This is a genomic window from Plantactinospora sp. BC1 (genome assembly GCF_003030345.1).
GTDB lineage: Bacteria > Actinomycetota > Actinomycetes > Mycobacteriales > Micromonosporaceae > Plantactinospora.
On the sequence record NZ_CP028158.1, the window covers coordinates 1,075,535 to 1,101,368 of the forward strand.

The following is a 25,834-nucleotide window of genomic DNA, read 5'->3' on the forward strand; positions in this document are numbered from 1 at the left end:
ACTACCCACGACGGGTCGGGCCAAAGCTGGCCGGGGCCGCCGGTTTCCGCACCGAGGGTCGGGTGCGCCGGCTCCGGGCCGATGTGCGACGCGTCCGGGTCCGGCCGACGTGCGACGCGTCCGGGTCCGGCCGGTGTGCGGTGGGTGCGGGTCTGGCCGGTGTGCGGTGCCGGCCTCAGCCGACGGTGCGGCCGTGCCGGTCGCGGCTCTTCAGCCGGGTCGTCGGCATCGGCGGAGCCGGCAGCGGTTCCGAGTCGTCGCCCTGCACCCGGCCGAACCGGAGACTGCCGGCCGCCCAGTCCGCGCGGGCCTCGGCGATCTCCTCGTGCGAGCGCCCGACGAAGTTCCACCACATCACCAGCGCGTCGTCGAAGGGCTCGCCGCCGAGCAGCATCAACCGGGTCGGGCCGCCCGCCCGCACCACCAGCTCGGCCCGACCGGCGCCGAGGTAGAGCAGCGAGCCGGGGGTGAGCGCCACCTCGCCGACCTCGGCCGCCCCGGACATCACCAGCAGGCCGTACTCGAACCCGGCGGTGAGCGGCAACCGGGCCGTACCGCCGTCGGGCAGCCAGAGCTGCGCGCCGAGCAGCGGCGTGTGCACCACCGCCGGTGACCGGACCCCGGCCAGCTCGCCGACGAGTACGGTCACCGAGTAGTCCGGCTCGGTCAGCACCGGCAACTCGGCGTGGTGCGCGAAGCCGGGCGGGCCGAACCGGGCCGCGTCGGGCAGCGCCACCCAGAGTTGCAGGCCGTGCAGGGTCGGCGGATGCTCCGGTGGCGAGTACTCCGCGTGCGCTATGCCCCGGCCGGAGGTCATCACGTTGAGCTGACCCGGCCGGATGAGCTGGTCGTTGCCGAGGCTGTCCAGGTGCCGGATCTCGCCGTGCACCAGCCAGGTCACCGTCTGCAACCCGGTGTGCGGATGCGGCCCGATCCCCATGCCGGGCCGGTTGGCCACGTCGTCGGGACCGAAGTGGTCGACGAAGCACCAGGCACCGATGGTGCGGAGCTGACGCTGGGGCAACAGTCGACGCACCGTCGTGTAGCGGCCCAGCGGGACGTCGTGGCCGGGCAGCAGCACGTTGGTCGGCTCGGTGTCCGCGCCCGTCGCCATGCCCGGCGGCAGGGTCTCCCCCGGCATCGGCTCGGTGATGCTCACCGGTCGAGCCTACGCCGCCGGGCGGGGCACCAGGCCCGAGTGGCCGAGCGCGGGCGCCGCCCCGGTGCCAGACTGGCGGTATGGACCAGCCGGTGAGATTCGGCCTCAACGTGGACCCGAACGTCGGTGGCCTGGCCATCGCCGAACGGATCGCCGCGATCGCCGACAACAGCGGCATCGAGTACGTCGGTGTCCAGGACCACCCGTACAACGACGGATTCCTCGACACCTTCACCGTGCTCACCTGGCTGGCCGCCCGGACCGATCGGGTGCACCTCTTCCCGAACGTGGCGAACCTGCCGCTGCGCCCGCCCGCGATGCTCGCCAAGCAGGCGGCCAGCATCGACGTGCTCAGTGGCGGGCGGTTCGAACTGGGGCTGGGCGCGGGCGGCTTCGCCGACGCCATCGCCGGGATGGGCGGCCCGCGCCGCGACCGAGGCACTGCCCGGGCCGCCCTGGCCGAGGCGATCGACGTCATCCGGGCGTCCTGGGCCGGTGAGCCGTACGAGTTCGCGGGCCGGCACTACACGGTGCAGGGGCTGCGCCCCGGGCCCCGGCCGGTGCACGAGATCGGGCTCTGGCTGGGTGTGGTCGGCCCGAAGGCGGTCCGGCTGGTCGGCGCGAAGGCCGACGGCTGGTCGGTGTCGGCGCCGTACGTGCCGCCGAAGCGGGTCGGCGAACTCAACCTCCTGATCGACGAGGCCGCCCGGTCGGCCGGCCGGGATCCGGGGCGGATCGTCCGGCTCTACAACGTGATGGGGCTCGTCCGCCCGGAGGACCGGGACCCGTTCCACGGCCCGGTCCGGCGCTGGGTCGAGACGCTGACCCGGCTGCACACCGAGCAGCGGTTGAACACCTTCGTCTTCTGGCCGAGCGGTGACCGGGAACGGCAGTCCCGGATCTTCGCCGAAGAGGTGGTACCGGCGGTCCGCGCCGCACTGGCCTGATCGGCACCGGCCGCCGTTCCGGGCGCCACACCCGACCCGCCCGACCCGCCTGAGCCGCCTGAGCTGCCTGACACCGGGTCACCCCGACGGTGCGGGTACGCCATGTTGACCTCGACCGCGGTCGAGGTTGTTGACTGGCCGGCGGAGGTACCGGCGGGCCGGGCGGAGCCGCGACGCGGGCAGGTGCCGGACGAGGGTCGCAAGGGATCGGGGGGCGACCGTCGTCCGGTCGCCGACCCCGGGGGCTGCGGGCCGACCCGCCGCACTGGCGGGCGGGACGGCGTCGAAGTGCGACCGGAAGGAACCGCCGTGCACGGCCGCCCCGGGGCCGCCCGACCGTCGCGCCTGCCTGTCAGGCCGGTTTCCGGGCGGCCAGTCGTTCGATCAGGCCGAGCCGGAGCCGGTCCCGGGCCTCGGTGACGAAGCCGAGCCGCGCGGCGAGGTCGGCGGGGCGTCCACGCAGCCAACGCCGCTCCGCGTGGTCGAGCAGCAGCAGCCGGCCGCCCGGACGGAGTACCCGACGCATCTCGGCGAGAGCCGCGGCCCGGTCGGCGACGGCACAGACCGCCAGGGTGCAGACCACGGTGTCGAAGGAGGCATCGGGAAAGGGCAGCCGCTCCGCCTCGCCCTCGTGCAACTCGACCCGCCGGCCCAGCAGTCCGGCCCGGCGACGGGCCGCCGCCAGCATCTTCGGGCTGAGGTCGACGCCGACCAGTTCGACGTCCTCGGCGTACCCCGAGAGGTTGCGGCCGGTGCCGACGGCGACCTCCAGGGTCCGGCCCCGGGCCCGCGCGCAGATCCATTCGCGGCTGTCCCCGATCGTCAGCCGCTCCATCCGGTCGCCCGCCCTGTCGTAGCCCGCCGCTCGCCTGTCCCAGGCCCGGCGGGCGCTCTCTCGCTTGACCATGGGGCCCACTCTGCATGTTAATGTCAACATGAAGTCAAGCCCCGTACCGGTCGAAGGCGCCGAGTTGACCATCGGCGAGCTGGCCGCCCAGTTCGGGCTGGCCACCCACGTCCTGCGGCACTGGGAGTCGGTCGGCCTGATCAAGCCGGACCGGCGGGTCAACGGCCGCCGCCGCTACACCAGCGCCCAGCTCACCCGGGTGGCGATCATCATGCGCGGTCGCGAGGTGGGCATCGGCCTCGACCAGCTCCGGATGATGCTCGGCGTGGAGGACGCGGCGGCCCGCCGGGCCGTGCTCCAGCGGCACCGCGACGAGCTGGACCGCCGGATCGCCGTCGCGACCGCCTCCCGGGACCTGCTCGACCACGCGCTCGACTGCCCGGTGGAGGACTTCCTCCAGTGCCCCGACTTCCAGCGACTGGTGCAGGGCCCCGGCTGCCGGCTCGACACCCTGACCAAAGAAGGGCGCCCGACCGGAGAAGACGACTGACCGGAGAAGGAACCTGAGCGGAGCCGGAGAAAGGCACCTGAACGAGAACGAGGGCGCCTGCCGGACGAGGTGTCTCGTCCGGCAGGCGCCCTGCTACCCGCGGGTCGGCGTGCACCGCCCGCGCGATGGTCAACCGACCGAGGTCAGCTCCCGCGAGCGGCCCCGGTGGCGGCCCTTGGCCCGCCACGCGACCGCCACCAGCACCAGCAGCGCGCCGGCGATCAGCAACATGGTGCCGAGCGCGATCTGCGGCCCGGTGCTGCTACCGGTGACCGGCAGCGGTGGTTGCGCCTGCACGATGCTGACCGTGGTGCTCGCCACCCGACCGGTGGTGAGACCGGTCGCGGTGATGGTCACGGTGCCGGTCCGGGTGAACCGGACCCGGACCGAGAACTCCCCGGTCACGTTGGCCCGGACGGTGATCGTGGTGGGATCCCGGTACACCGTCGGCGCCTGGGCGATCGGCAGCATCGCGCCGACCCCGCCGGTGTCCACCACCGCCGCCTCGGCGCCGAGCGCCAGCGGGGTACGGGTGAAGGTGAGTCGGACGAGTTCGTTACCGCCGAACCCCGAGCCGAAGACGGTGAAGGTCTCACCCACCTCGACCGTCGGGTCGCTGACCGTCAACGCCGGCGCCTGTGGTGGGTACGGCGGTTGTGGTAGTGGTTGTGCCTGTGCGGGCGACCCCGCGATGGCGAACGCGCCCACCGTGGCGAGCGTCGCCACGGCCGAGCCGATGATGCGGGATAGCCGCATGATGGATCCTCTCTCTACTGATCGCATGACGTTCACAACGGATCGCATGACTTGTCCTGACGTGCCGGCCTACTGGCCACACGCGGGTGCGGAACTGACACGGGTGGTCCATGGGGTCGGGCCGGGAGTGAGCCACAACTCGGCTTCGCCACTGGCCTTCGGCGGGGTCAACAGCCCCATCTCCAGTACGCGGGTTCGTCCGGGTCCGACGTCGACGACCAGTACGCCGACCCGGCGCCCCCGCTCGACGCCGCCGCCCATCGGCGTCGCCTTTCCGTCCAGCCGGGCCCGCAGCGGTGAGCCGCGTACCGGGCTGAAGACCGAGACCAGCACCCGGGCGGTGTACGGGTCGCCGGAGAGCGCGAGGCCGCGCACCGACTTGCTGAGCCCCGAGGAGGGCGCGGACGAGCGGAGCGTGAGCCGGAGGTGGAGTTCCCGGCTGCCGTCCGCCCGGCAGTCCCCGACGGTGAGTTCCGCCGAGCGGTGCAGGTAGTAGCCGAGCTTCGCCCCGCTGCCGTCGTTGAGGAAGACGCCGACGTTCTGCACCGACTCCTGCTCGGGCAGCACCCCGGCGAGCCGGCTGTCGACGAGCTCGCGCTGCTCGCCGGCGTGCGCGCTCCAGAACAGGATCCGGCGCTCGGCGACGGCGGTGTTGACCGCCTGCGCCACGGCGCGCGGGTTCACCGGACGCTTGAGCAGGGCGTCGAAGACCGCCCGGGCCGAGGCGGCGAAGTAGTTGTCCTGCTGGGCCGGCTTGTCGAGCCGGCGGTACGTGTCCGACAGCAGGGTACGCACCACCGTGGGGGCGGTGAGGGTCGGATGCCCCGGTACCGGCACCGGTCCGATGGCCTTGAGCAGGTAGGAGAGCGCGACCGGGTCGGTGGCGAGTACGCCGTCGACGGTGCCGCCACCGACCCGCCGGTACATCTCCCGGATCAGGGTGGCCGCGGTCGGGAAGTGCGGGGTGAGGTTCACGTCCGCCGGATAGATCCCGGGCAGGTCGGTGTAGAGCGCGCGCAGCTCGCGGCTCAGCGGCAGCGGCGGCTTGCCGTAGGTGTTCAGGTCGGTGGCCGGGCCCTGCTTGACCAGCTTCACCTCGCCCTTGCTGGCCCGGATGACGGCGTAGGCGCCGAAGATCCCGCCTGTGGCCCGGGGCTCGGCGAGGTTCTGGAAGACCGCGAGGTAGGTCCGGGTGCCGTTGGCGCCGAGCAGGGTGGGCAGCAGCGCGCCGCTGCGCCGGACGGCGGAGGTCACCTCGGCCAGCCGGTCCAGCTCGGCGCGCAACTGCGACACCGCGTCCCGGACCGTGGGCACGAGCCCGGAGGTCGGCACCGTCAGGATCCGGTCCCGGACCTGGTGGACGGTGCTGTCCGCCTCGACGAGCGTGGGCATCGCGCCGCGCAGGGCGGCCAGGTCGAGTCGTCCGGAGCTCGGCAGCAGCGTCTGCGGGTTGAGTTCGACCAGGGCCGGGAAGGCCCGCCGGGCGAGGTCGTCGACGCCGACCGCCAGCTCCCGGACCGCCGCCATGTTCCGGCCGCCGTACGGTGCGGAGCCGGCGGCGCGCCAGCCGACGTCACCGGTACGCGACCGGGCGGCGGCGGTCTGCTGTTGCAGCGCCTCCAGGGTGCGGCGGGCCTGCGCGGTCTCGCCGTCCAGCACCTGCTGGCTCAGCTCCCGGGCCAGGCTGGCGGCGTTCTCCAGGTGGCCACCGGCCTGCCAGCCGCGCAGTCCGAGCCACCCGCCGGCGACGGCCAGCAGGCAGCCGACCACGAGTGCGGTGAGCAGGGCCCGGCGGAGTTGCCGCCGGACCACTCGACGGCGCGCCGTCCGCCGTCTCGGGGACATGTCCCCCACTGCCACCACCGCTTTCGACTTACTCGGATGAAGTAGACACAACGCAGTTTGCGCCTATATCTCTATAGCACGGTGGAGAGTTCGTGGTTGGTATTTCAAGGGGTCTTATGATGCTTTTGCACTTTTATAGTGAGAAAGCCTCACGAACCGGGCAGAGGATCATTGCCGCGTCGCGCGAAGACCCAGGTCAACGCCGTCGCCGGCTGACCGCCGCCTCGGCCAGCATCTGTTCCATCTGATCGACACCGGTCCGCAGCGACATCCGGGACAGGTAACTGTCCCGGGCCCGCTGTGCCATCTCCGCACGGGCGTTACTCGGGATCACCGCGGCCAGGGCGAACCGGTCCGCCAACGCCTGCCAGTCCTCCGGCGGGCAGGAGAGCCCGGCCCGGGCCCGCTCCACCAGGTCGGCGGTGTCCCCACCGGCGGAGGCGACCACCGGCGCCCCGGCGCTCAGCGCCGCCTGCAACTTCGCCGGCACCGCACCGCGCAGCGCCGGAAGGTCCCGCAGCAGCACGAGCTGGTATTCGGCGGCGGCGTACAGGTCGGCCATCTCGGCCGGTGGACGCCAGCCGAGGAACCGGACGTTTGTCGCGCCGAGTTCCTCGGCGAGCTGCCGGGACTGCCGCTCCTCCGGCCCGGACCCGACCAGTACCAGATCCAGGTCGATCTTGCCGTTGACCGCCGCGGCGGCCCGGACCGCCGTGTCGACGCGCTGGAACGGGCCCATCGTGCCGGCGTGCATCACCGTGGTGATCCCCCGGTGCCCGATCGCCCGCCGGGCCGCCGGGGTGGTGCCCATCGGCCGGAACAGCCGCTCGTCGGTCCAGTTCAGCACCACCCGCACCCGCTCCGGATCGGCGCCCCGCTCGATCACCACGTCCCGCATCGAGGGCGAGATCACCGCGATCCCAGCCGCCGAACGGTAGATCGCCCGCATCGTGCGGGTGAGCAGCCCGTGGGTGAACCCGGCCGAGGAGTCCCGCCCCGCCTCACCGGGCGGCGGCGTCACCCCCTCCGGCCAGATGTCCTGGACGTGCACCACCGCCGGCACCCGGCGCAGCATCCGGAGCAGCGCCGCCGCCGCGTACGCGCCGGCCGGCGGGAAGTGGACGTAGAGCGCGTCCACCCCGGCCAGGAACCCGGGGGCGGCCAGCGCACTGCTCATCGCGTACGTGAGCTGCCGCGCCGCCCGCCGGGCCGCCGTACCGTCGTGGCTGGCGTACGCCGGCACCCGCCGGACGAGCACCCCGCCCTCGTCGGTCTGGTGCCGCCACCGCTGCCGGTAACCCGGGTAGACCTGGCCGGTCGGATGGTTCGGGAACCCGGTGAGCACCCGCACCTCGTGGCCGCGTGCGGCCAGCTCCTCGGCCAGGCAGCCCGGTATGAAGGCGGGCTCCGGCGGAAACCAGTACGAGATAATGCCGATCTTCATTTCTCATCCCCCGATCACCCCGCGACCGGGCGAGCCCGCGTCATCGCGGTACCCGGTCGAGCTCCTCCGTGTTGTCCGCGGACGTGGCGGCCACGGCGTCGGTCGGGGGGACGCGCACCGGGTCGGCGGCGGGTGACGCCTCGCCACGGGTGGCGAGAAGCCTCTCCACCGGCGCACCCTTGCGGTACGCCCGGTACTGCTCGACGTCGATCTTGTTTTCCTTCGACATGTTCAGCACGCAGCCGAGCACCCGGGCGGAGACTGAGTGCAGCGCCTGCGCGGCGGCGGCGGTCTGCGCGCTCGGGGTCTTGCCCTGCCGGGCCACCAGCAGCGCACCGTCGGCCTGCACCGCGACCACCACGCCGTCGGTAAAGGCCAGCAGCGGCGGGGTGTCGATGATGACGATGTCGGTCAGCTCGCGCAGCGACAGCAGCAGGTCGGCCATGGCCTTCGAGCCGAGCAGCTCGCTCGGGTTCGGTGGCACCGAGCCGCCCGGCAGCACCAGCAGGGACTTGTCGCCCCACGGTTGCAGCACGTCCTCGACCGCCACCTCGCCGATCAGCACGTCGGTCAGGCCGGCGCCGGAGCCGATCCCGAGATAGCCGGCGACCCGGGGCCGACGCAGGTCCGCGTCGACCAGCAGTACCTGCCAGCCCGCCTCGGCGAGCGTGATCGCCAGGTTGCAGGCGAGCGTGGACTTCCCCTCGGCCTGCACCGCGCTGGTCACCGCGATGACCCGGGCCGGCTCCTGGGCGTCCACGAAGCGCAGGTTGGTTCGGAGTTTCCGCATCGCCTCGGCCCGGGCCGTCTGCGCCGCCGTACCGACGATCAGCGGGTTCGACCGGGCATGCCCGTCGTACGGGATGCTGCCGAGCAGCGGCGCCGAGGTCGCCTCCTGGAGCGTCTCGCCGTCCCGGAAGGTGGTGTCGGTCAGCCCGCGCAACACGGAGAGCGCGGCGCCGAGCACCAGCCCGAAGACTCCGGCCAGCACGAGGTTGCGGACCGGCCGGGGTGAGACCGGTTCGGCGTTCACCCGGGGGCCGCCGACCACCTCGATCTTGATCGGTGGTTCCTTGGCCCCGGGCGGGGTCTCGATGCTGTGCACGAGTTTCACGAAGTGCGCCGCCAGTGCCTCGGTGAGGCGCAGCGCCCGGGCCTGGTCGGTGTCGGTGACCGTCGCGGAGAGCAGGACCGTGTCCGCCTCGACCCGCGCGCTGACCCGGGACCGTACCTCGTCCGCGGTGAGCCCGACCCGTTCCTCCGCCGCGACGGTCTGCGCCAACCGGTCGCTGCTGAGCAGGTCGACGTACGACTTGACCCGCTGCTGGAGGAAGAGGCTGCCCTGGTACGCGTCGGTCATGCCCTGCCCGGAGGAGGTGACGAAGAAGGTCACCGAGGAGGCGTACTGCGGGGTCGCCCGTACCGTGACGAACCCGGCGAGGCCCAGCGCGACCATGACGGTCGCGAGTACCACCCACCAGCGTTGGCGCAGCGCGCGCAGGTAAGTGTGCAGATCCATCAGCCCCGGCCTTCCGTCTCAGCACCAACCGGTCAGGGGTGCCGAAGACATCTAATGATCACGAAAAATGCGACAGTATGAAAAAGTTCCGACTTGTCGCGTCACAGTTCCTACCGAATGTAGATGATTGAGCGCCCTCAGTAGTCGCAGTCGGGCCAATACCGTCGGATAAGTACCGGCGGCGTGTCCACGAAGCGCCGGAGCGGAGGCGCCGTCAGCTAGCCGGGACGGAACGGCAGGAACGGGGCCGACAGCCCCGCCGACAGCCGGGGACGGGCGGTCGGGACGGCGGCGGCTGCTGCGGCTGCTGCGGCGGTGGCGGGAAAGGCGACGGAAAGACGACGGCGCCGGCCAAACCTGGCCGGCGCCGTCGATGGTGTCCGGGACTCAACGCGTCGGGGGCCGCTCCCCGCCCTCGTCCGCCTCGTCCACCTGGTCCGAGTCGGCGAGCGCCTCCCGAAACTCGCGCGACAGGTCCGAGCCGGGCACGGCGACGTCCTCGGCCTCCTCGGCGACCACGTCCCGCTTGTGCGGCCGTTCCGGCTCGGGCAACGCCACGTCGCCAGCGAACCCGTACTCGTTCGGCTCATCGTGCCTGGTCATGCAGTGATCCTCCGTTCGGGCCACACTCCGCCGGACAGCCCGCTGGCCGTCGAAACAGCTACCCGGATCCCGGCCGTCCCACACCGGGATCGGTCAGGTCAGTTGGTGGACCGCGTCCACCAGCAGCCAGACGCCGCAGATTCCGAAGAGCGCGCTGGCGCCGTACCGGATGGTCTTCTCCGGCAGGCGGCGGCCGAGGAGCCGGCCGACGCCGATGGCCAGGGCGTCGGCGGCGACCATGCCGACGGTGGAGCCGAGCCAGGTGCCGAACCAACCGTGCTGGGTGGCCAGGGTGATCGTCGCCAGCATGGTCTTGTCGCCGAGTTCGGCCAGGAAGAAGGCGATCGAGACCGCGATGATCGCGGAACGGCGGGTCCGTTCCGCCTTGCGCCGCTCCTCCTCGGTGAGCGAGTCGCCGCGCAGCGTCCAGAGCCCGAAGCCGAGGAAGGCCAGCCCGGCGACCAGGGCGATCCAGCCGGTGGGGAGCGCGGCGCCGAGCCCGACGCCGAGGGCGACCGAGGCCAGGTGCACGACCGAGGTCGCCACGGTGATCCCGATGATCACCGGTAACGCCTTGAACCGGGTGGCGAAGGTCAACGCCATCAACTGCGACTTGTCGCCCAACTCGGCCACGAAGATGACGCCGAAGCTGATCGCCAAGGCGGTGTTGAAGTCCTCCATGTCACCCTTCCCGGTCGATGCCGGGCGGGGGCGTGGGCGACCTCGACCCGGCATTACTGCCTGAGTCGAAGGTCTCGCCCGCCCCACCGGGGTGAGGCCGCGTGGCCGGGTGCGCGACGCGCGCACACCAGTATGTCGACCACGACGTTGGGAGCTACTCCCCTTCGCTGCCGACGACCCTACCCGAGTACGCCGGGCGGCGCCCACGCACCCTCGGCCGCCGCGACCACCCGCCCGGCGACCTCCTGCTGCACCTGGGCCAGGACCGCGTGGAACAGCGCCGCCCTGCCGTCGAAGTGGTGGTAGAGCGCGCCCTTGGTGACCGGGTTGCTCGGCTTCGAGCCGACCTTCGGGGCCGACTGGTACGTCAGCCTCCGGCGTCCGGGCCCGGCAGGGTACGAACTCGCACTCCTCGCCCACGACCACCCGACGCTCCCCGAGGCGTACCGCACCCCGGCGCGGGGACTGCTGCTCAACGTCGAGGTGACCGACGTCGACGCCGAGTGGCGGCGACTCGTCCTCGACGCGGGACTCCCCGCCGAACTGGAACTGCGCAGCGAGGACTTCGGGCAGCGGCACTTCATCGTGGCCGACCCGAACGGGGTACTGATCGACGTCATCACCCCGATCCCGCCCACCGCGACCTACCCGGAGCAGTACGTCGAGAGCTGACCGGACACCGCCGCGACCCTCGGCCCGGCTCAGTCCGCCCGACCGAGGGTCACCGCGAAGAGGCCGGCGTCGTCGGTCCAGCGGGCCCGCACCGTGAAGCCGGCGGCGGCCAGCTCCGCGTCGACGTCCTCCGGGCGGAACTTCGCCGAGATCTCGGTGCGCAACTCCTCCCCCTCGGCGAAGGCCAGGTCGAGGTCGAGTACCCGGACCCGCATCGGCCGCCGCGCCCGCAGCCGCATCTCGATCCAGCGCCGCTCCGGGTCCCAGAGCGCGACGTGGTCGAAGGCGTCCACCTCGAAATCCGCGCCCAGTTCACGGTTGAGCACCCGCAGCACGTTGCGGTTGAACTCGGCGGTGACCCCGGCCGCGTCGTCGTACGCCGGTACGAGGATTCCGGGATCCTTGACCAGGTCGGTACCGAGCAGCAGCCAGTCGCCCCGCTCCAGTGCCGAGCGGAGCGCGGCCAGGAACTCGGCCCGCTCCGCCGGCAGCAGGTTGCCGATGGTGCCGCCGAGGAAGGCGACCAGCCGTCGGCCGCCGGTGGGCAGCCGGTCCAGGTGGCGCGTGAAGTCGCCGACGATGCCGCGTACCCGCAGCCCCGGGTAGGCCGCGGCGATCTCGGCGGTCGACCGCTCCAGCGCGCTGACCGAGACGTCCAGCGGTACGAAGGTGCCGAGGCTGCCCCGCGCGGTCAGCGCGTCGAGCAGCAGGCGGGTCTTCTCCGACGAACCCGAACCGAGCTCGATCAGGGTCTTCGCGTCGGTGAGCCGGGCGATCTCGCCGGCCCGAGCCGCCAGGACGGCCCGCTCGGCCCGGGTCGGGTAGTACTCCGGCAGCCGGGTGATCTCCTCGAACAGCTCGCTGCCCCGGGCGTCGTAGAACCACTTCGGCGGCAGCCACCGGGGCGTCGCGGTGAGCCCGGTCCGGACGTCGCTGCGCAGCGCCAGCTCCAGGTCCCGTTCCTCCAGGTGTATCTCCAACGGATCCGCGGTCACCCGCACACTCCCCTCAATCGACGCCGCCGCCCCCTGCGACGGGTCCTCTCGCTACGCCGGCCGCTCCCGACCGCCCACCGGGCGACCGCGATCGGCTCGGGCCCCCGCTCCGGTCGTTCGGCAACCCCAACTCCGGACGCGCTTCGGCAACCCCCCATCTCCGGCCGCTCGACAACCCCAGTCCGGCCGCTCGGCAACTCCCAATCCGGTCGTTCAGGAACCCCCGGTCGGCCGGCTCGGCGCCGACCCCGGGCCGATCGGCGTGACGTCGACCCGGCCGGCGGCGGCCACCACGAGGTGTCCGTCCGGGATCGGCCGCCAGCCCGGTTCCTCGGTCAGCGGCTCGGAACTGACCAGCACCGACCCGCCGCCGGACCGGACCGACAGCGCGTGCCCGCAGGTGTTCGCCACCACCAGGTGCCCGTCGGTGAGCAGCAGGTTCAGCCGGGCACCGGGAGCGGCGGCGGCCACCTCCCGGACCGTCTCGGCCACCGCCTCGGCCGGCCCGGCCCCGGCCCGCAGCCGGTGGCGTACCAGGGCCCAGAGCAGGGCCGCGTCGGTCGGGGCGTCCAGGGTGATCAGGTCCCGGGTCGGCAGCCGGCCGGCCAGGCTCGCGACCGAGTCCGGCCAGCCGGGTACCGCACCGTTCAGGCTGAACAGCCAGCGTCCCTCGGCGAACGGGGCGGCGGCGGTCTCCACCACCGGCATGCCGACGGTGGCCGAGCGCACCGCCGCCAGTACCGCGCCGGCCGTGGTCGCCGCGGCCAGCACCGGCAGGGTGTCGTCGGCCCAGATCGGGGTGGCCCGCCGGTAGCGCACCGGCGGGCCGTCCACCGGGTACCAGCCGACACCGAAGCCGTCGGCGTTGACCGTGCCGCCGCCGCGCATCTCCCGGGGCGCCCAGGACTGCCGGACCAGCGAGTGCGGCGGGTCGAAGAGCAGCCCGGCCAGCGGTAGCGGAGGGCCCAGATAGGCCAGGTGACGGCACATCAGCGGGCCCGGCTCCGCCGGCCGGGCGAACGGTCGGGACGGGTCACGCCGTCTCTTCCGGCCGGGCGTCCCGGGCACACCGGAAGCCGCTGAAGATCTGCCGGCGGATCGGCAGGTCCCAGTTGCGGAAGGTACCCCGGCAGGCCACCGGGTCGGTGCCGAAGGAGCCGCCCCGGAGCACCCGGTAGTCGGAGCCGAAGAAGACCTCCGAGTACTCCCGGTAGGGGAATGCGGCGAACCCGGGATAGCCGAGGAACGGGCTGGAGGTCCACTCCCAGACGTCCCCGATCAGCTGGTGTACGCCGAGCGGCGAGGCGCCCGCCGGGTACGCCCCGACCGGTGCCGGTGCGAGGTGCCGCTGCCCGAGGTTGGCGTGCTCCGGCGTCGGGTCCTCGTCGCCCCACGGGTAGCGGCGGGACCGGCCGCTCTCCGGGTCCCAGCGGGCCGCCTTCTCCCACTCGGCCTCGGTCGGCAGCCGCTTGCCGGCCCAGGCGGCGTACGCCTCCGCCTCGTGGAAGCCGACGTGCACCACCGGCTCGTCCGGGACCAGCGGACCGAACCGGCCGAACCGGGTGCAGCCCCAGCCGGCCCCGTCGCGCCGCCAGTGCATCGGTGCGGTCAGTCCGGCCGACGACCGGTGCCGCCAGCCCGCCTCGCTCCACCAGCGCTGGTCGGCGTAGCCGCCGTCGGCGACGAAGGCGAGGTACTCCGCGTTGGTCACCGGTGCCGCGTCGATGACGTACGCCGGCAGCTCCACCGGGTGGCCGGGGCGTTCGTTGTCCAGCGCCCACGGGTCGGTGGAGGTGCCCATGGTGAACCGGCCGGCCGGAACCAGCACCTCACCGGCGACCGGCACCACCGCGCCCGGCGGCTCGGGTGCGGAGAGTACCGGCGGGCCGCTGCGGAGCTGGTGGGTGGCGAGCATCGTCTCGTCGTGCTGCTGCTCGTGCTGGGCGATCATGCCGAACGCGAACCCGTCGGCGACCAGCCGGCCGTGGTCGAACCGGACGCCGTCGAGCAGGTCGAAGACCTTGTCTCGGACGGTCGCCACGTAGCGTCGGGCCTCGGCCGGACCGAGCAGCGGCAGGGCCGGGCGGTCCCGGCGGGGGTGCTTGAAGGCGTCGTACAGCTCGTCGATGTCCTGGCGCACCGGCGGGCGGCCGCCGACGTCCCGGACCAGCCAGAGTTCCTCCTGGTTGCCGACGTGCGCGAGGTCCCAGACCAGCGGGGACATGATCGGCGAGTGCTGCCGGACCAGGTCGTCGTCGTCGACCGCCTCGGTGAGCCGGACGCTGCGGTCCCGGGCCCGGGTGAGTTCGGTGGCGATCCGGTCGCGCAGCGACCCGGTCGGCCGGTTGTCGGATCGGACGTCGGTCATGTCGGTCCCTTCCGCGCGGCGGCGAGCCGTCGCGCCACGATCCGGGTGATCTCCTCGCGGGTCGCCGTGGGCAGACCGGTGCGGTCCAGTGACCGCAGCGCGAGGTCGAGCAGGGTGTCGGCCGCCGTGGCCAGCAAGGGGTCCCGCAGCCCGCGCCGGGCCGCGTCGACCCACCGGCCGGCGACCGGTTCGCAGGCCGCCCGGGCGGCGTCCCGGGCACGGTCGTGCTCCAGCAGCGCCGCGAGCACACCGACCGGCGCGATCCACTCCGGGCCGGGCTGGGCGTCGAGGTAACGGATCTCCAGGTACCCCCGGGGGCGTACCGGCGGGAAGAGGGTGCTCAGGTGGTATTCGAGGTCGTCGGTGGTGGGCGGCCGGGGCAGCGCGCCGCCGAGCCAGTCCCGGAAGGTGATCCCGGGCGGAACGGTCCAGTCCCCGCCGTCCCGGCGTACGCAGAGCAGCGGGGCCGCCAGCGCGTACCGGACCCAGGTGCCGACCGGGTCGGCGGTTTGCGACGGCGCTGACCAGGCGGGACGGGTCCGGGCCGGGTCGATGAACTGCCAGGCGGCCATCCGGGCCGAGGCCCAGCCGGTGTCCCGACCGGCGTGCCGGCGGGCGGTGGCGAAGACCGCGAGCAGCGGCGGCCCGAACGCGTGCGCGGCGGCCCACCGGTCGGCGAACCGGTCGGCGGTACCGGCGTCCAGGCAGACCTGGAGCCCGGCGGTGCTGTACATCATCGTCCGGCCGGCCGCGCCGAGCCGGTCGAAGGCACAGCGCATCGCGCGGTATCGGGGGGTGTCGACCACCGGCGTCGGCGGCCGGTGCGGATCGATGCCGGTGTCGCCGAGGACGAGACCTGCGGCGCCGAGCAGATCGGTGAGGTGGGCGAGGTCCGAGGTGGTGCTCTCGTGCAACTCGCCGAGGGAGCTACGCGGGGCGGTGGAGATTTCCACCTGGCCGCCGGGCTCCACGCTGACCGTGCCCGAACGGGGCAACGGTTGGGCGGGACTGTCGGGATCGAGAGTGGTCGGGGCGTACGGGCCGAGTGCGGTACGGAGCCGGGCCGGGTCGACCGGTCGGCTCGGAACGGCCGCGTCGTGCACGGTCCATTCCAGTTCCACGCCGCTGAGCCTGGGCGGACCGGTCTTGAAACAGATCTTGGCGACGTAACCCTCGGCGTCCTCCACCGCCCGCAGGATCGTGCCGCTGTCCAGGTCGGATGGCATCGGCGCGGGTCCTCCCTCCTGGGGAACCGACTCCCCTTACCCGGTTTTCCGGAGCACACGCTCCGGACTGTTGCCGAGCGTGACCGTGCATAACTTGCTCGGCATATTACTGGCTTGGTATGTTAACCGTCGTGATCACGCCGTTCGAAGTCCTCGCCGAGCCCGTCCGGCGACGCATCCTGGACCTGCTCCGCGAGCGTCCTCGCTCGGTCGGTGAGCTGACCGAGCAGTTGGGGCTGACCCAACCGGGCACCTCCAAACACCTCCGGGTGCTGCGCGACGCCGGGCTGGTGCGGGTCCGCCCGGAGGCGCAACGACGCTGGTATGAACTCTGCCCCGAACCGCTCGCCGAACTCGACGCCTGGCTCGCACCGTACCGCTGGATGTGGTCCAGCCGGATCGATGCGCTTGAACGCCATCTGAACACCATGCCATCCGGGTCCGACACTTTCCCCGACCACGAACCCGAGCGCGAGCCCGAGCGCGAGCCCGAACCGAACACCGAGGAGTTGTCGTGAACGAGAGCCTGGACACCGCCAACGGACGCCAGGTGCTGCGCATCGAGCGCCGGCTGGCCCATCCGGCGGAGAAGGTCTGGCCCGCCGTCACCGAGCCCGAGCACCTCCGCGAGTGGTTTCCCGCCGAGGTGCGGCTGGACCCCCGCCCCGGCGGGCGGATGACCTTCAGTTTCGGGTCCGGCCCGGACGCGCCGCCGGAGTCGGTCGGCCGGATCGAGGCGTACGACCCGCCCCGGCTGTTCGCCTTCAGCTGGGAGGAGGAACTCTTCCGGATCGAACTGCACCCGGACGGTCCGGGCTGCCTGCTGGTGTTCAGCCACGTCTTCGACGACCGGGCCGGCGCGGCGAGCTTCGCCTCCGGCTGGCGACTCTGCCTCGACGCGCTCGAACAGGTGCTGGACGGCCGACCCGTCGACCAGTCGGCGCGACCGTCGGGACGGCTGCACGAGTCGTACGTCGAGCGGTTCGGGCTGGCCGACGGCGTCGCCGACACCGGCCCGGACGGCTGGCGGGTGCGCTTCGAACGGCAACTGACCCGCCCCGCCGAGGCGGTCTGGGCGGCGCTGACCGGGACGGCACCCGACCGGCCGGCCACGCTCGGCGCACCGCCCCCGCCCGGCTTCACCACCGACGAGTTCCCGGCCGGACCGGTGACCGCGCTGGCCGCACCGACGCTGCTGGAGTACTCCTGGGAAGCCGCCGGGGTCCCGGCCGGGCGGATCCGCTGGGAACTGGCCGAGGGCACCGGCCACGGCGCCCGGCTGGTACTCGAGCAGACCGGCCCGGCCGACGCGGCCGGCGACCGGGCGACCGCGCTGGTCGCCTGGCGCTCCCGGATCGAACCGCTCGCCCGGCGGCTCGCCGAAGAGGCCGACCGGCTCGCCGGCTGACCCACCGCCGAGGACCTCGGCCGGTAGCCCGCCGCCGGAGACCTCGGCCCGGGAGCTGCCGCCGAGGACCTCGGCCGGCTCACACAGCGGAGCAGGGCCCGGCCGGACCCGGACTCGGCGGAGCGCCGGTTCGATAACGGGACGGACCGTAACGCCGCCCCCGGCTTGACACCAAGCTTGCGAATATGTGCACTTGTGACACTCCGCTCCAGCCGGCACCGGTGCCCGCTCAGCAGCCGAACCGGGCCGGCACCACCGTCACGGGGAGGCACGATGGCACGACACGCAGGCACGCCCGGCACCGACCTCCGGCTCGACCGGCGCCGGCTGCTCGGGCTCGGCATCGCCGCCGGGGCCGCGCCACTCCTCGGCGCCTGCGGCGGCGCGTCGACCAGCGGCTCGGACGAGGAAGGCTCGATCACCTTCCTCTCCACCCAGTTCACCCCGGTCGAGGAGCGGCAGCGGTTCGAGCAGATCCTCCGGGACCGGGTGCCCGGCGGCGCGGTCGCGTACAACACGGTCGAGCCGAACGTCTTCTCCTCGACCATCACCTCCCAGGTCGGTGCCGGGCGGGTCCAGGTCAGCCTCGCCGGTGGGCTGCACGGCGACTTCGCCCCGCACGCCGACAAGTTCGAAAACCTCGACGACCTCGCCGGCAAGCTCGCCGACCGGAAGTTCCCGGCCGACCTCGCCCAGCTCGGCAAGCTGGCCGGCGGCGCCACCACCTACCTGCCGTGGATGCAGGCGTCGTACGTGCTCGCCGTCAACAAGCGGGCGTTGCAGTGGCTGCCCAGCGGTGCCGACGTGCAGAACCTGACGTACGACCAGTTTCTGACCTGGGTCGGCGACGCCCGGCGGGCCAACGGCAACAAGCCGGTCCTCGGCCTGCCCTGTGGCCCGAAGGGTCTCTACCACCGGTTCTTCCAGGGCTACCTGCTGCCGAGCTTCACCGGCGGTCAGATGACCACCTTCCGCGGCCCGGAGGCGGTGCGGGCCTGGCAGTACATGGTGGAGCTGTGGGCGCAGACCGCACCCGCGTCGACCAACTACGACAACATGCAGGAGCCGTTGCAACGCGGTGAGGTGCTGATCGCCTGGGACCACGTCGCCCGGCTGGTCAACGCCCCGGGCGACAAGCCGGACGACTGGGTGATGGCGCCCGCGCCGCGCGGCCCGAAGGGGCTCGGCTACATGCTGGTGGTCGCCGGGCTGGCGATCCCGAAGGGCGCCCCCGAGTCGGACCGGGCACGCCAGGTGATCGAGGCGCTGACCACCCCGGACGTGCAGTTGGAGGTGCTGCGCCGCAACGCCTTCTTCCCGGTGGTCGAGGCCGCTCTCCCGACCGACCTGCCGCCGGCCGTGGCGCTGGAGGCCGAGGCGGTACGCCGGCAGCAGGAGGCCGAGGGTGCGGTGCTGGCCCTGCCCCCGGTGGGGTTGGGCGCCAAGGACGGCGAGGTGTCCCAGATCTTCAAGAACTGCTTCAAGGAGATCTGTCTGGACCGCCGTCCGGTGCAGCAGGTCCTCGACCGGCAGGCCCAGCAGCTCAACACCATCCTGGACGAGGTGAAGGTGCCCTGCTGGCGCCCGGACCCGGTCGCGGCGGGGCAGACGTGCCGGGTGCAGTGACCACCGCGCCGGATCCGGCGCCCACCGAACCGTCCCGGACGGCACCGGCCCGGCCGGACCGGCGGCGGGGACGTCCCCGGGTACCGACGGCGGCACTGCTGGTCGCCCCCTCGGTGATCTTCCTGGCCGCGCTCTTCCTTTGGCCGATCGTGGTCGGGGTCGGGCAGGCGTTCACCGGCGCCGACGGGCCCACCCTGGCCCACCTGCGCCGGATGCTCGACGATCCGTACTTCTGGACGGCGACCCGGAACACCGCACTGCTGATCGTCGTACTGATCCCGTTGCAGTTCGCGTTCGCGCTGACCATGGCGCTGCTGCTGCGGGAGCGGCCGAGGCTGTCGTCGTTCTACTTCTACGTCTGGTGCGTACCGCTGGCGATCAGCGACCTGGCCGCCGGGCTGGTCTGGCTGTCGATCTTCGCCGACCGGGGTTACCTCAACTCGGTCCTGGCCCACCTCGGGCTCGGCGACGGCTACGCCTGGCTCTCCTACGACAACGACACCACGATGTTCGTCGCGGTGCTGCTGGCCGAGCTGTGGCGGGCCACCTCGCTGGTACTCGTGATCGTGGTGGCCGGGTTGCAGAACATCCCGCGCGACTACGACGAGGCGGCGGCGGTCTTCGGCGCGACGTACTGGCAGCGGCTGCGGTACATCATCCTGCCGCAGTTGCGCCCCAGCCTCCAGGTGGCGCTGATCCTGCGTACCATCCTCGGGTTGCAGACCTTCGCGGTCGCCCAGGCGCTCACCGGCCGGAGCTTTCCGCTGCTGGTCGGCGAGACCTACCAGTGGTACGTGGCGTTGCAGAACGAACGGGTCTCGGCGGCGATCGCCCTGGTGATCATGCTGATGTCGCTCGGCACCGCAGTGGTCTACCTGCGGGTGCTGCGCGACCCGGCCGCCACCGGCGGTGGCCGGTGAGCCGGTTGCGGGCGGCCCGGCGCCGCACGATCGCGATCCACCTCGCCTGTGTCGCGGTGACCCTCTTCATGGGGCTGCCGATCTATCTGATCGCGCTGGCCGCGCTCTCCAGCCGGGAGTCGCTGAACCGCTTCCCGCTCTCGCTGCTCCCCACCGACGTCTCCACCGAGACGATGCGGGTCTTCCTGGACAGCACCGGCGTGGTCGGCGGGTTCCAGAACTCGGTCGAGGTGGGGCTGCTCAGTCTCGCCCTCTCGCTGGTCCTCGGGGTGCCGGCCGGTTACGCCGTGGCCCGGTACGCCTTCCGGGGCCGGGAGCCATACCAGCTCTTCCTGCTGCTCACCCGGGCGCTGCCGATCGTGGTCCTCTCGGTGCCGCTGGCCCGGGTCTTCCTGGCCACCGGGCTCTACGACACGACCTATGCCGTGGCGCTGCTGCACACCGCGCTGGCGCTGCCGACCACCGTCCTGATCACGTCGGCGATCTTCGTGGCGGTGCCGGTCGAGCACGAGGAGGCGGCGATGGTCTTCGGTGCCAGTGCGCCGAGGGCGTTCGCCCGGGTGGTACTCCCGCAGGCGCTGCCCGGGATCGCCGCCGCCGCCATCTTCACCTTCGTCACCTCCTGGAACGAGGTGCTCGGGGCGGCGGTGCTCACCCTCAACCGACGTACCCTGCCGGCGCAGGTGCTCTCGACGCTGGCCGACTCGCCGCTGGCGTTCCGGTTCGCCGGGGGCTTCGCGCTGGTCGTACCCGCCCTGGTCTTCATCGCGTTCATGCGCCGCTACCTGTTGAACATGTGGGGAACCACGATCCGCTGAGAGGGACGAACGTTGGCCGAGATCGTGCTGCGGAACCTGGTGAAGACGTACCCGGGAACCCGCTCCCCCGCCACCGACGACATCAGCCTGGAGGTGCGCGACGGCGAGTTCCTGGTCCTCGTCGGGCCGAGCGGCTGCGGCAAGACCACCCTGCTGCGGATGATCGCCGGGCTGGAGACCCCGGACTCCGGCAGCGTGCGGATCGGCGGCCGGGACGTGACCGAGCTGCCGGCCCGGCAGCGTGGCCTGTCGATGGTCTTCCAGTCGTACGCCATCTGGCCGCACATGCGGGTACGCCAGAACATCGCGTTCGGGCTGGTCATGCGCAAGACGTCGAAGGCGGAAATCGACCGGCGGGTCGGCGAGGCGGCCGAACTGCTGCACCTGAGCGAATACCTGGACCGCTATCCGGCGCAGCTCTCCGGCGGGCAGCGGCAGCGAGTGGCGGTGGCCCGGGCGATTGTCACCGACGCCGACGTGCTGCTGATGGACGAGCCACTGTCCAACCTGGACGCGCTGCTCCGGATGGAGTTCCGCACCGAGTTGAAGCGGATCGTCGGCAAGCTCGGCACCACCACCGTCTACGTCACGCACGACCAGGCCGAGGCGCTCTCCCTCGGCGACCGGATCGCGGTGCTGCGCGAGGGCCGGGTCGCGCAGATCGGCCCGCCGCTGGAGGTCTACGACCACCCGGCCGACGAGTTCGTCGGCGGTTTCCTCGGCGCCCCGCCGATGAACTTCCTGCCGGCCCGGGTGGACCGGACCGACGGCCCGGCACGGTTGCGGATCGGCGACCAGTCCACCCCCGCACCACCACTGCTCGGCGACTATTCCGGTGACGAGGTCACGGTGGGGGTCCGGGCCGAGAACATCGAGGTCCACGACGCCGACGGGCCGGACCGGCTGGCGGCCCGGGTGGAGGTGGTCGAGCCGACCGGCGCGGCCATCCTGCTCACCGTCGAGCTGGCCGGCCGGCAGCTCAAGGTGCAGGCGCCGTCGACGTTCCGGATCGGCCCCGGCAGCCCGGTCTGGCTCGCCGTCGACCCGGACCGGCTGCGCTGCTACCACCCCGCCGACTCGATCGCGATCGGCGTCCCCGGCTGATCCGGCGACCGGCCCGGCCGGGGCGGCGGAGCGGTCGAGGTGCCCTCCGGGTACGGTGATTCACGGCTCCACCCGGTCGATGCCCCGCTGCCGCCGCCGCGATTGGGTACCCGCCCGCCCCGCTGGGTACGGTGTGCACGTGCTGGAATCGGGAGTCCTGCTCAGCGGGCGTTACCGCCTGGACGAGCGTGTCGCCACCGGTGGGATGGGCGACGTGTGGCGCGGTACCGACGTGGTGCTCGGGCGTCGGGTCGCGGTCAAGGTGCTGCTTCCCTCGCTGCTGGCCGACCCCGACTTCATCGCGCGGTTCCGGGCCGAGGCCCGGATGCTGGCCACCCTGCACCACCCGGGCATCGTGCAGGTCTTCGACTACGGCGAGGACGAACTGCCGACCGGCCGCACCGACTACCTGGTGATGGAGTACGTCGACGGCGAGCCGCTCTCCGCGCGGATCCGGGACACCGGCCGACTCGGCGTGGTCGACGCGATGCACGTGGTGGCGCAGGTCGCCCAGGCGCTGCACGCCGCGCACCAGGGCGGGATCGTGCACCGCGACGTCAAGCCGAGCAACCTGCTGGTGCAGGCCGACGGCACCGTCCGGCTGCTCGACTTCGGGGTGGCCCGCTCGGTCAACATCACCAGCATCACCAGCTCGAACGCGGTACCCGGGACCGCGCTCTACATGGCGCCGGAGCAGGCCGCCGGCAAGCCCGTGTCGGCCGCCACCGACATCTACGCGCTCGGCGCGGTGGCGTACCAGTGCGTGGCCGGGCAGCCGCCGTTCAGCGGGGAGAACCCGTTGCAGGTCGCGGTGAAGCACCTGCACGAGGATCCGGATCCGCTGCCGGCGGACGTACCCGCTCCGGTGGCCGAGTTGATCGGCCGGGCCCTGGCCAAGGACCCGGCCGACCGGTACCCGGACGCGGCGGCGATGGCGACGGCGGCCCGGGCCGCCGCGATCCACCCGGAGGTGGTGGCGGCGGACGCGGCGGGCGGCGTCGACGGCGGCGGGATCGCCCCGGCACCGTCGCCGACCGCGGTCACCGGGCTCGGCGTCCGCGCGGCGGCGGGCGGCGCCGGCCGGGCGGGCGGTGCGGGCGCGGCGAGCGGGCCGAGCACCCTGACCGACAATCCGGTGGTCGGCTCGGGCGGCCGGGACCGGGAACCGGGCATCGGCATCCTCACCCTGGCCGGGATCGCCGCCGTGGTGGGACTGGGCGCGGCGGTGGTGACCGCGGTGATCGCCCTCAAGATGGCCGACGACGCCCCGGCGACGAACGCGCCGCCGTCCCCGACGCCCAGCAGCAGTGCGACGGTGGAGGCGCACATCCCGGATCAGCCGTCGGCGACGGTACCGGACGGGCAGGAGACCAACCCGGATCGTCCTCGGGACACCCCCCGACCGCGTCCCACCACCTCGCCGAAGCCGAGCCCGACTCCGGACAGCGAGCCGACCGACGAGCCGACCGAGTCGACGCCGCCGACGAATCCGCCGCCGACGAATCCGCCGACCGGTCCGGAGAACCCGCCGGGCAGTGGCGGGCCGGTCGAACCGGGCAACGGCTGAGCCGTACGGCATCGCACCGTTGGTAGTCTCCGCACTACGGACGGTGCGCCGAATCGTTGTCGTCGGTCAGAGCGCGAAATACTTCCCTTTATCCCCGTTTCCAAGGTGATCAACGATAAATCCCCCTAAGGTGTGCTCGACGTTGTCGAAGCCCGGTGGGAGCCCCTATGAGCAGGGAAAAGCTGGTTGTCGTTGGTCAGGGATACGTCGGCCTGCCCCTCGCGGTGGCCGCCGTGGAGTCGGGACTGGACGTGGTCGGACTCGACCTCGACACCGACCGGATCAAGCGACTCGGCAGCGGGGAATCCTTTGTCGAGGACATCTCCGACCAGCGGCTCGGCGCGGCGCTGGCCACCGGCCGCTACCTGCCCACCAGTGACTACGCCGACAGCCGGGACTTCGACGTCTGCGTGATCAGCGTGCCGACACCGCTGCGGGACGGCGTACCGGACCTCAGCTATGTGGAGCAGGCCGGGGCGGCACTCGCCCCGTACGTCCGCCCCGGCTGCACCGTCATCCTGGAGTCGACGACCTATCCCGGTACGACCGAGGAACTGCTCCGGCCGCTGCTCGAGGAGGGCAGCGGGCTGCGTAGTCCGGACGACTTCCACCTCGGCTACAGTCCGGAGCGGATCGATCCGGGCAACCCGGTCTGGGGGCTGGAGAACACGCCGAAGGTGGTCTCCGGGATGGGGCCGGCGGCGCTGGACCGGGTCGACGCGTTCTATCGCCGGATCGTGGAGCGGACCGTGCCGGTCGACTCGACCCGGGTCGCCGAACTCACCAAGCTGATCGAGAACACGTTCCGCCAGGTCAACATCGCACTCGTCAACGAGTTGGCCACCTTCAGCCACCAGCTCGGCATCGACATCTGGCAGGCGATCGACGCCGCGGCGACCAAGCCGTTCGGGTTCATGTCGTTCCGGCCGGGCCCCGGGATCGGCGGGCACTGCCTGCCGATCGACCCCTGCTATCTCTCCTGGCAGGTGAAGCGCCGGCTCGGCCGGCAGTTCCGCTTCATCGAGCTGGCCAGCGACATCAACCACACCATGCCGGAGTACGTGGCACAGCGGGTGATGGCCGGGCTGAGCAGCCGGGGTCGCCCGCTGCGGGGTGCCCGGCTGCTGATGATCGGCCTGGCGTACAAGAAGAACACCGGTGACCTGCGGGACTCCCCCGCGATCGACCTCGCCGGCCGGCTGCACGCGCTCGGGGCCCGGATCAGGGCGGTGGAGCCGTACGCCGACCCCCGGCACGTGCCGACCGAGCTGGCGATGGTCGAGCTGACCGAGGAAGAGGTCCGGCTCGCCGACGCGGTGGTGGTGGTCACCGACCACGACGGGCTCGACTACGACATGATCATCAAGACCGCCCGGTACGTCTTCGACAGCCGCGACCGCTGCCGCGGCCCGGTGGTCGAGCGGCTGTAACCCCAGCGGCCGGGTCCCGCAGCGGCGGATGGCTCGCCCGCAGCGGCGGATGGCTCGCCCGCAGCGGCGGATCGGTCGATGACCCTTCGGCCAGACGGCGGCGTGGGTCAGCGGGCGCGGGCCAGCGCGCCGACCGGCTCGACGTGCTCGGTCGGCCAGCAGCCCCGGGCCATCGCGAGCCGGTGGTAGAGGTCCCGGGTCGCCGCCACCAGCCGGGGCGTGCCGAACGCCTCCCTGGTCTCGGTCAGCGCCGTCCGACCCATCCGCTCCCGCAGCTCGTCGTCGCCCAGCAGCCGCAGCACCGCCCGGCTCAACCCGTCGACGTCCCGGCGGTCGCAGAGCAGTCCGGTCCGGCCGTGCCGGACGACCTCGGCGGTGCCGCCCACGTCGGTCGCCACCACCGGCCGGCCGGCGTGACCGGCCTCGACCAGCGTCAGCGGCGTCCCCTCGTGGTCCGAGGTCTGCAACACCAGGTCGGCGGAGGCGTAGACCGTCTCCAGATCCGACCGCCAGGGCAGGAAGGTCACCTCGATCCGGCTGGCGGCGGCCGCCCTGACCGTCTCGGCCAACCGGTCACCCTCGCCGCAGACCACGAACCGGACATCGGAGCGGGTACGCCGGACCGCCCCGGCGACCGCGAGGAACCGGTCCGGCCGTCTGGGCGTACTCAGCGGACCGAGGTACGCCACCACCGGCCCGGTCTCGGGGAGTCCGAGGGTACGCCGCGCCCGAGCCTGCTCGGGCAACGGAGACAGGCTCGCCCCCGGCGGCATCACGATGTACTGATCGGGGCGGCCGATCGAGGCGGCCAGCAGGTCGTCGCGTACCCGGGCACCGACCGCGACCAACGCGTGGCTGGCCCGGGCCAGCACCGCCTCGGCGCCCGCGACGAGCTGACCGGCGACCGGCGGTGACCCGGGCAGCGGATGGGTGTGGAAGCTGTGCACCCGGATCGGCACCCGGCAGGTGACCGCCGCCACCCGGCCCAGCAGGCCGGCCCGCAGGTCGTGGGTGTGCACCAGGTCCGGCCGGAAGTGCCGGATCTCCGCGATCAGCGCGGCCGTGGCCCGGATGTTGTCGACCGGCCGGACCGGGCGACGGAGCGCGGGCAGCACCCTGACCGGGACGTCGGAGGCGCGCAGCCGGCGGTAGTCGCCGGCACCCGGCTCGACCGGGCCCGCGTAGAGCCGCTGCTCGAAGCGGTCCGGGTCCAGCCCACGCATCAACGCGCCGACCTGCGGCGCGGCCTCGCCCACAGCCATTCGGGAGATGATCCGCAGCACCCGAAGCGGTCGCATGACCAGACCTTTCGCGCGTCGCGGCAGGACCGATCCGGTGATCGGTCGCGC

At 72.7% G+C, this 25,834-nt stretch carries 24 protein-coding genes; 11 read left to right on the plus strand and 13 right to left on the minus strand.

The window, feature by feature from the left end; genetic code table 11:
- Positions 1-175: 175 nt before the first annotated feature.
- Complete coding sequence (locus C6361_RS04465) at positions 176-1,159, minus strand: pirin family protein (RefSeq protein WP_107266849.1); 984 nt, start codon at positions 1,157-1,159, stop codon at positions 176-178.
- A gap of 80 nt (positions 1,160-1,239) precedes the next feature.
- On the opposite strand from C6361_RS04465, the gene C6361_RS04470 reads away from it, so the two are divergent.
- The gene (locus C6361_RS04470; RefSeq protein WP_107266850.1) at positions 1,240-2,106 is read left to right on the plus strand and encodes an LLM class flavin-dependent oxidoreductase; all 867 of its coding nucleotides are present in this window, start codon (positions 1,240-1,242) and stop codon (positions 2,104-2,106) included.
- Between the two features lie 352 nt (positions 2,107-2,458).
- Here the strand turns inward: C6361_RS04470 and C6361_RS04475 are convergent, their stop codons facing one another.
- Positions 2,459-3,013, minus strand: coding sequence for a class I SAM-dependent methyltransferase (locus C6361_RS04475; protein ID WP_107266851.1), 555 nt, complete (start codon positions 3,011-3,013; stop codon positions 2,459-2,461).
- A 28-nt stretch (positions 3,014-3,041) separates the two neighbouring features.
- Between C6361_RS04475 and C6361_RS04480 the strand changes: the two genes are divergently transcribed.
- Complete coding sequence (locus C6361_RS04480) at positions 3,042-3,503, plus strand: MerR family transcriptional regulator (protein ID WP_107266852.1); 462 nt, start codon at positions 3,042-3,044, stop codon at positions 3,501-3,503.
- 129 nt (positions 3,504-3,632) lie between these two features.
- Here C6361_RS04480 and C6361_RS04485 read toward each other — a convergent pair whose 3' ends face one another.
- The 6 genes from C6361_RS04485 to C6361_RS04510 form a co-directional block, all read right to left on the minus strand.
- Entirely contained in the window at positions 3,633-4,259 is a 627-nt protein-coding gene (locus tag C6361_RS04485; RefSeq protein ID WP_159079172.1) for a hypothetical protein, read from the minus strand.
- Between the two features lie 69 nt (positions 4,260-4,328).
- Positions 4,329-6,104, minus strand: coding sequence for a DUF4012 domain-containing protein (locus C6361_RS04490; protein WP_107266854.1), 1,776 nt, complete (start codon positions 6,102-6,104; stop codon positions 4,329-4,331).
- 196 nt (positions 6,105-6,300) lie between these two features.
- Positions 6,301-7,548 (minus strand): glycosyltransferase family 4 protein, encoded by a 1,248-nt coding sequence (locus C6361_RS04495; protein WP_107266855.1) that lies wholly within the window; start codon positions 7,546-7,548, stop codon positions 6,301-6,303.
- 40 nt (positions 7,549-7,588) lie between these two features.
- Positions 7,589-9,067, minus strand: coding sequence for a polysaccharide biosynthesis tyrosine autokinase (locus C6361_RS04500; RefSeq protein ID WP_107266856.1), 1,479 nt, complete (start codon positions 9,065-9,067; stop codon positions 7,589-7,591).
- Between the two features lie 387 nt (positions 9,068-9,454).
- Complete coding sequence (locus tag C6361_RS04505) at positions 9,455-9,670, minus strand: hypothetical protein (protein WP_107263548.1); 216 nt, start codon at positions 9,668-9,670, stop codon at positions 9,455-9,457.
- 93 nt (positions 9,671-9,763) lie between these two features.
- Positions 9,764-10,351, minus strand: a complete 588-nt coding sequence (locus tag C6361_RS04510; RefSeq protein WP_107266857.1) for a TMEM165/GDT1 family protein — start codon at positions 10,349-10,351, stop codon at positions 9,764-9,766.
- A 318-nt stretch (positions 10,352-10,669) separates the two neighbouring features.
- Between C6361_RS04510 and C6361_RS36840 the strand changes: the two genes are divergently transcribed.
- Positions 10,670-11,023 carry a glyoxalase/bleomycin resistance/extradiol dioxygenase family protein gene (locus C6361_RS36840; protein ID WP_234359559.1) on the plus strand — a complete coding sequence of 118 codons (354 nt, stop codon included), beginning with the start codon at positions 10,670-10,672 and terminating at the stop codon, positions 11,021-11,023.
- Positions 11,024-11,052: 29 nt separating this feature from the next.
- Here the strand turns inward: C6361_RS36840 and egtD are convergent, their stop codons facing one another.
- From egtD to egtA, 4 genes are all read right to left on the minus strand, one after another.
- Positions 11,053-12,018, minus strand: a complete 966-nt coding sequence (egtD, locus tag C6361_RS04525; RefSeq protein WP_107270729.1) for an L-histidine N(alpha)-methyltransferase — start codon at positions 12,016-12,018, stop codon at positions 11,053-11,055.
- Positions 12,019-12,231: 213 nt separating this feature from the next.
- Positions 12,232-13,008, minus strand: coding sequence for an ergothioneine biosynthesis protein EgtC (gene egtC, locus C6361_RS04530; protein ID WP_107270730.1), 777 nt, complete (start codon positions 13,006-13,008; stop codon positions 12,232-12,234).
- A 43-nt stretch (positions 13,009-13,051) separates the two neighbouring features.
- The gene (gene egtB, locus C6361_RS04535; protein WP_107266859.1) at positions 13,052-14,386 is read right to left on the minus strand and encodes an ergothioneine biosynthesis protein EgtB; all 1,335 of its coding nucleotides are present in this window, start codon (positions 14,384-14,386) and stop codon (positions 13,052-13,054) included.
- Positions 14,383-15,612, minus strand: a complete 1,230-nt coding sequence (gene egtA, locus C6361_RS04540) for an ergothioneine biosynthesis glutamate--cysteine ligase EgtA (RefSeq protein ID WP_107266860.1) — start codon at positions 15,610-15,612, stop codon at positions 14,383-14,385. The genes egtB and egtA overlap by 4 nt, the downstream gene beginning before the upstream one ends.
- A 131-nt stretch (positions 15,613-15,743) precedes the next feature.
- Between egtA and C6361_RS04545 the strand changes: the two genes are divergently transcribed.
- The 8 genes from C6361_RS04545 (at position 15,744) to C6361_RS04580 (ending at position 24,485) form a co-directional block, all read left to right on the plus strand.
- The gene (locus C6361_RS04545) at positions 15,744-16,130 is read left to right on the plus strand and encodes a helix-turn-helix transcriptional regulator (RefSeq protein WP_107255933.1); all 387 of its coding nucleotides are present in this window, start codon (positions 15,744-15,746) and stop codon (positions 16,128-16,130) included.
- Complete coding sequence (locus tag C6361_RS04550) at positions 16,127-17,020, plus strand: SRPBCC family protein (protein WP_107266861.1); 894 nt, start codon at positions 16,127-16,129, stop codon at positions 17,018-17,020. The genes C6361_RS04545 and C6361_RS04550 overlap by 4 nt, the downstream gene beginning before the upstream one ends.
- A gap of 273 nt (positions 17,021-17,293) precedes the next feature.
- Positions 17,294-18,646, plus strand: coding sequence for an ABC transporter substrate-binding protein (locus C6361_RS04555; RefSeq protein WP_107255935.1), 1,353 nt, complete (start codon positions 17,294-17,296; stop codon positions 18,644-18,646).
- Positions 18,643-19,566, plus strand: a complete 924-nt coding sequence (locus tag C6361_RS04560) for a carbohydrate ABC transporter permease (protein WP_234359319.1) — start codon at positions 18,643-18,645, stop codon at positions 19,564-19,566. Before C6361_RS04555 ends, C6361_RS04560 begins: the two co-directional genes overlap by 4 nt.
- Positions 19,563-20,384, plus strand: coding sequence for a carbohydrate ABC transporter permease (locus C6361_RS04565; RefSeq protein WP_234359320.1), 822 nt, complete (start codon positions 19,563-19,565; stop codon positions 20,382-20,384). The genes C6361_RS04560 and C6361_RS04565 overlap by 4 nt, the downstream gene beginning before the upstream one ends.
- Before the next feature lie 12 nt (positions 20,385-20,396).
- The gene (locus C6361_RS04570; protein WP_107266862.1) at positions 20,397-21,488 is read left to right on the plus strand and encodes an ABC transporter ATP-binding protein; all 1,092 of its coding nucleotides are present in this window, start codon (positions 20,397-20,399) and stop codon (positions 21,486-21,488) included.
- A gap of 139 nt (positions 21,489-21,627) precedes the next feature.
- A complete protein-coding gene (locus C6361_RS04575) occupies positions 21,628-23,055 on the plus strand; it encodes a serine/threonine-protein kinase (protein WP_107270731.1) in 1,428 nt (475 codons plus the stop codon).
- Positions 23,056-23,222: 167 nt separating this feature from the next.
- Entirely contained in the window at positions 23,223-24,485 is a 1,263-nt protein-coding gene (locus C6361_RS04580) for a nucleotide sugar dehydrogenase (protein ID WP_107266863.1), read from the plus strand.
- 107 nt (positions 24,486-24,592) lie between these two features.
- On the opposite strand, the gene C6361_RS04585 is transcribed toward C6361_RS04580, so the two are convergent.
- Positions 24,593-25,783: a glycosyltransferase gene (locus C6361_RS04585; RefSeq protein ID WP_107266864.1), complete on the minus strand. Its 1,191-nt coding sequence runs from the start codon at positions 25,781-25,783 to the stop codon at positions 24,593-24,595.
- Positions 25,784-25,834: the final 51 nt, after the last annotated feature.

What these genes read in the sequence shown, in the direction of transcription:
- C6361_RS04470 (WP_107266850.1), top strand. Translation starts at nt 1,240, where the DNA reads ATGGACCAGCCGGTGAGATTCGGCCTCAACGTGGACCCGAACGTCGGT.
- C6361_RS04475 (WP_107266851.1), bottom strand. Translation starts at nt 3,013, where the DNA reads ATGGTCAAGCGAGAGAGCGCCCGCCGGGCCTGGGACAGGCGAGCGGCG.
- C6361_RS04480 (WP_107266852.1), top strand. Translation starts at nt 3,042, where the DNA reads ATGAAGTCAAGCCCCGTACCGGTCGAAGGCGCCGAGTTGACCATCGGC.
- C6361_RS04485 (WP_159079172.1), bottom strand. Translation starts at nt 4,259, where the DNA reads ATGCGGCTATCCCGCATCATCGGCTCGGCCGTGGCGACGCTCGCCACG.
- C6361_RS04490 (WP_107266854.1), bottom strand. Translation starts at nt 6,104, where the DNA reads ATGTCCCCGAGACGGCGGACGGCGCGCCGTCGAGTGGTCCGGCGGCAA.
- C6361_RS04495 (WP_107266855.1), bottom strand. Translation starts at nt 7,548, where the DNA reads ATGAAGATCGGCATTATCTCGTACTGGTTTCCGCCGGAGCCCGCCTTC.
- C6361_RS04500 (WP_107266856.1), bottom strand. Translation starts at nt 9,067, where the DNA reads ATGGATCTGCACACTTACCTGCGCGCGCTGCGCCAACGCTGGTGGGTG.
- C6361_RS04505 (WP_107263548.1), bottom strand. Translation starts at nt 9,670, where the DNA reads ATGACCAGGCACGATGAGCCGAACGAGTACGGGTTCGCTGGCGACGTG.
- C6361_RS04510 (WP_107266857.1), bottom strand. Translation starts at nt 10,351, where the DNA reads ATGGAGGACTTCAACACCGCCTTGGCGATCAGCTTCGGCGTCATCTTC.
- egtC (WP_107270730.1), bottom strand. Translation starts at nt 13,008, where the DNA reads ATGTGCCGTCACCTGGCCTATCTGGGCCCTCCGCTACCGCTGGCCGGG.
- egtB (WP_107266859.1), bottom strand. Translation starts at nt 14,386, where the DNA reads ATGACCGACGTCCGATCCGACAACCGGCCGACCGGGTCGCTGCGCGAC.
- egtA (WP_107266860.1), bottom strand. Translation starts at nt 15,612, where the DNA reads ATGCCATCCGACCTGGACAGCGGCACGATCCTGCGGGCGGTGGAGGAC.
- C6361_RS04555 (WP_107255935.1), top strand. Translation starts at nt 17,294, where the DNA reads ATGGCACGACACGCAGGCACGCCCGGCACCGACCTCCGGCTCGACCGG.
- C6361_RS04580 (WP_107266863.1), top strand. Translation starts at nt 23,223, where the DNA reads ATGAGCAGGGAAAAGCTGGTTGTCGTTGGTCAGGGATACGTCGGCCTG.
- C6361_RS04585 (WP_107266864.1), bottom strand. Translation starts at nt 25,783, where the DNA reads ATGCGACCGCTTCGGGTGCTGCGGATCATCTCCCGAATGGCTGTGGGC.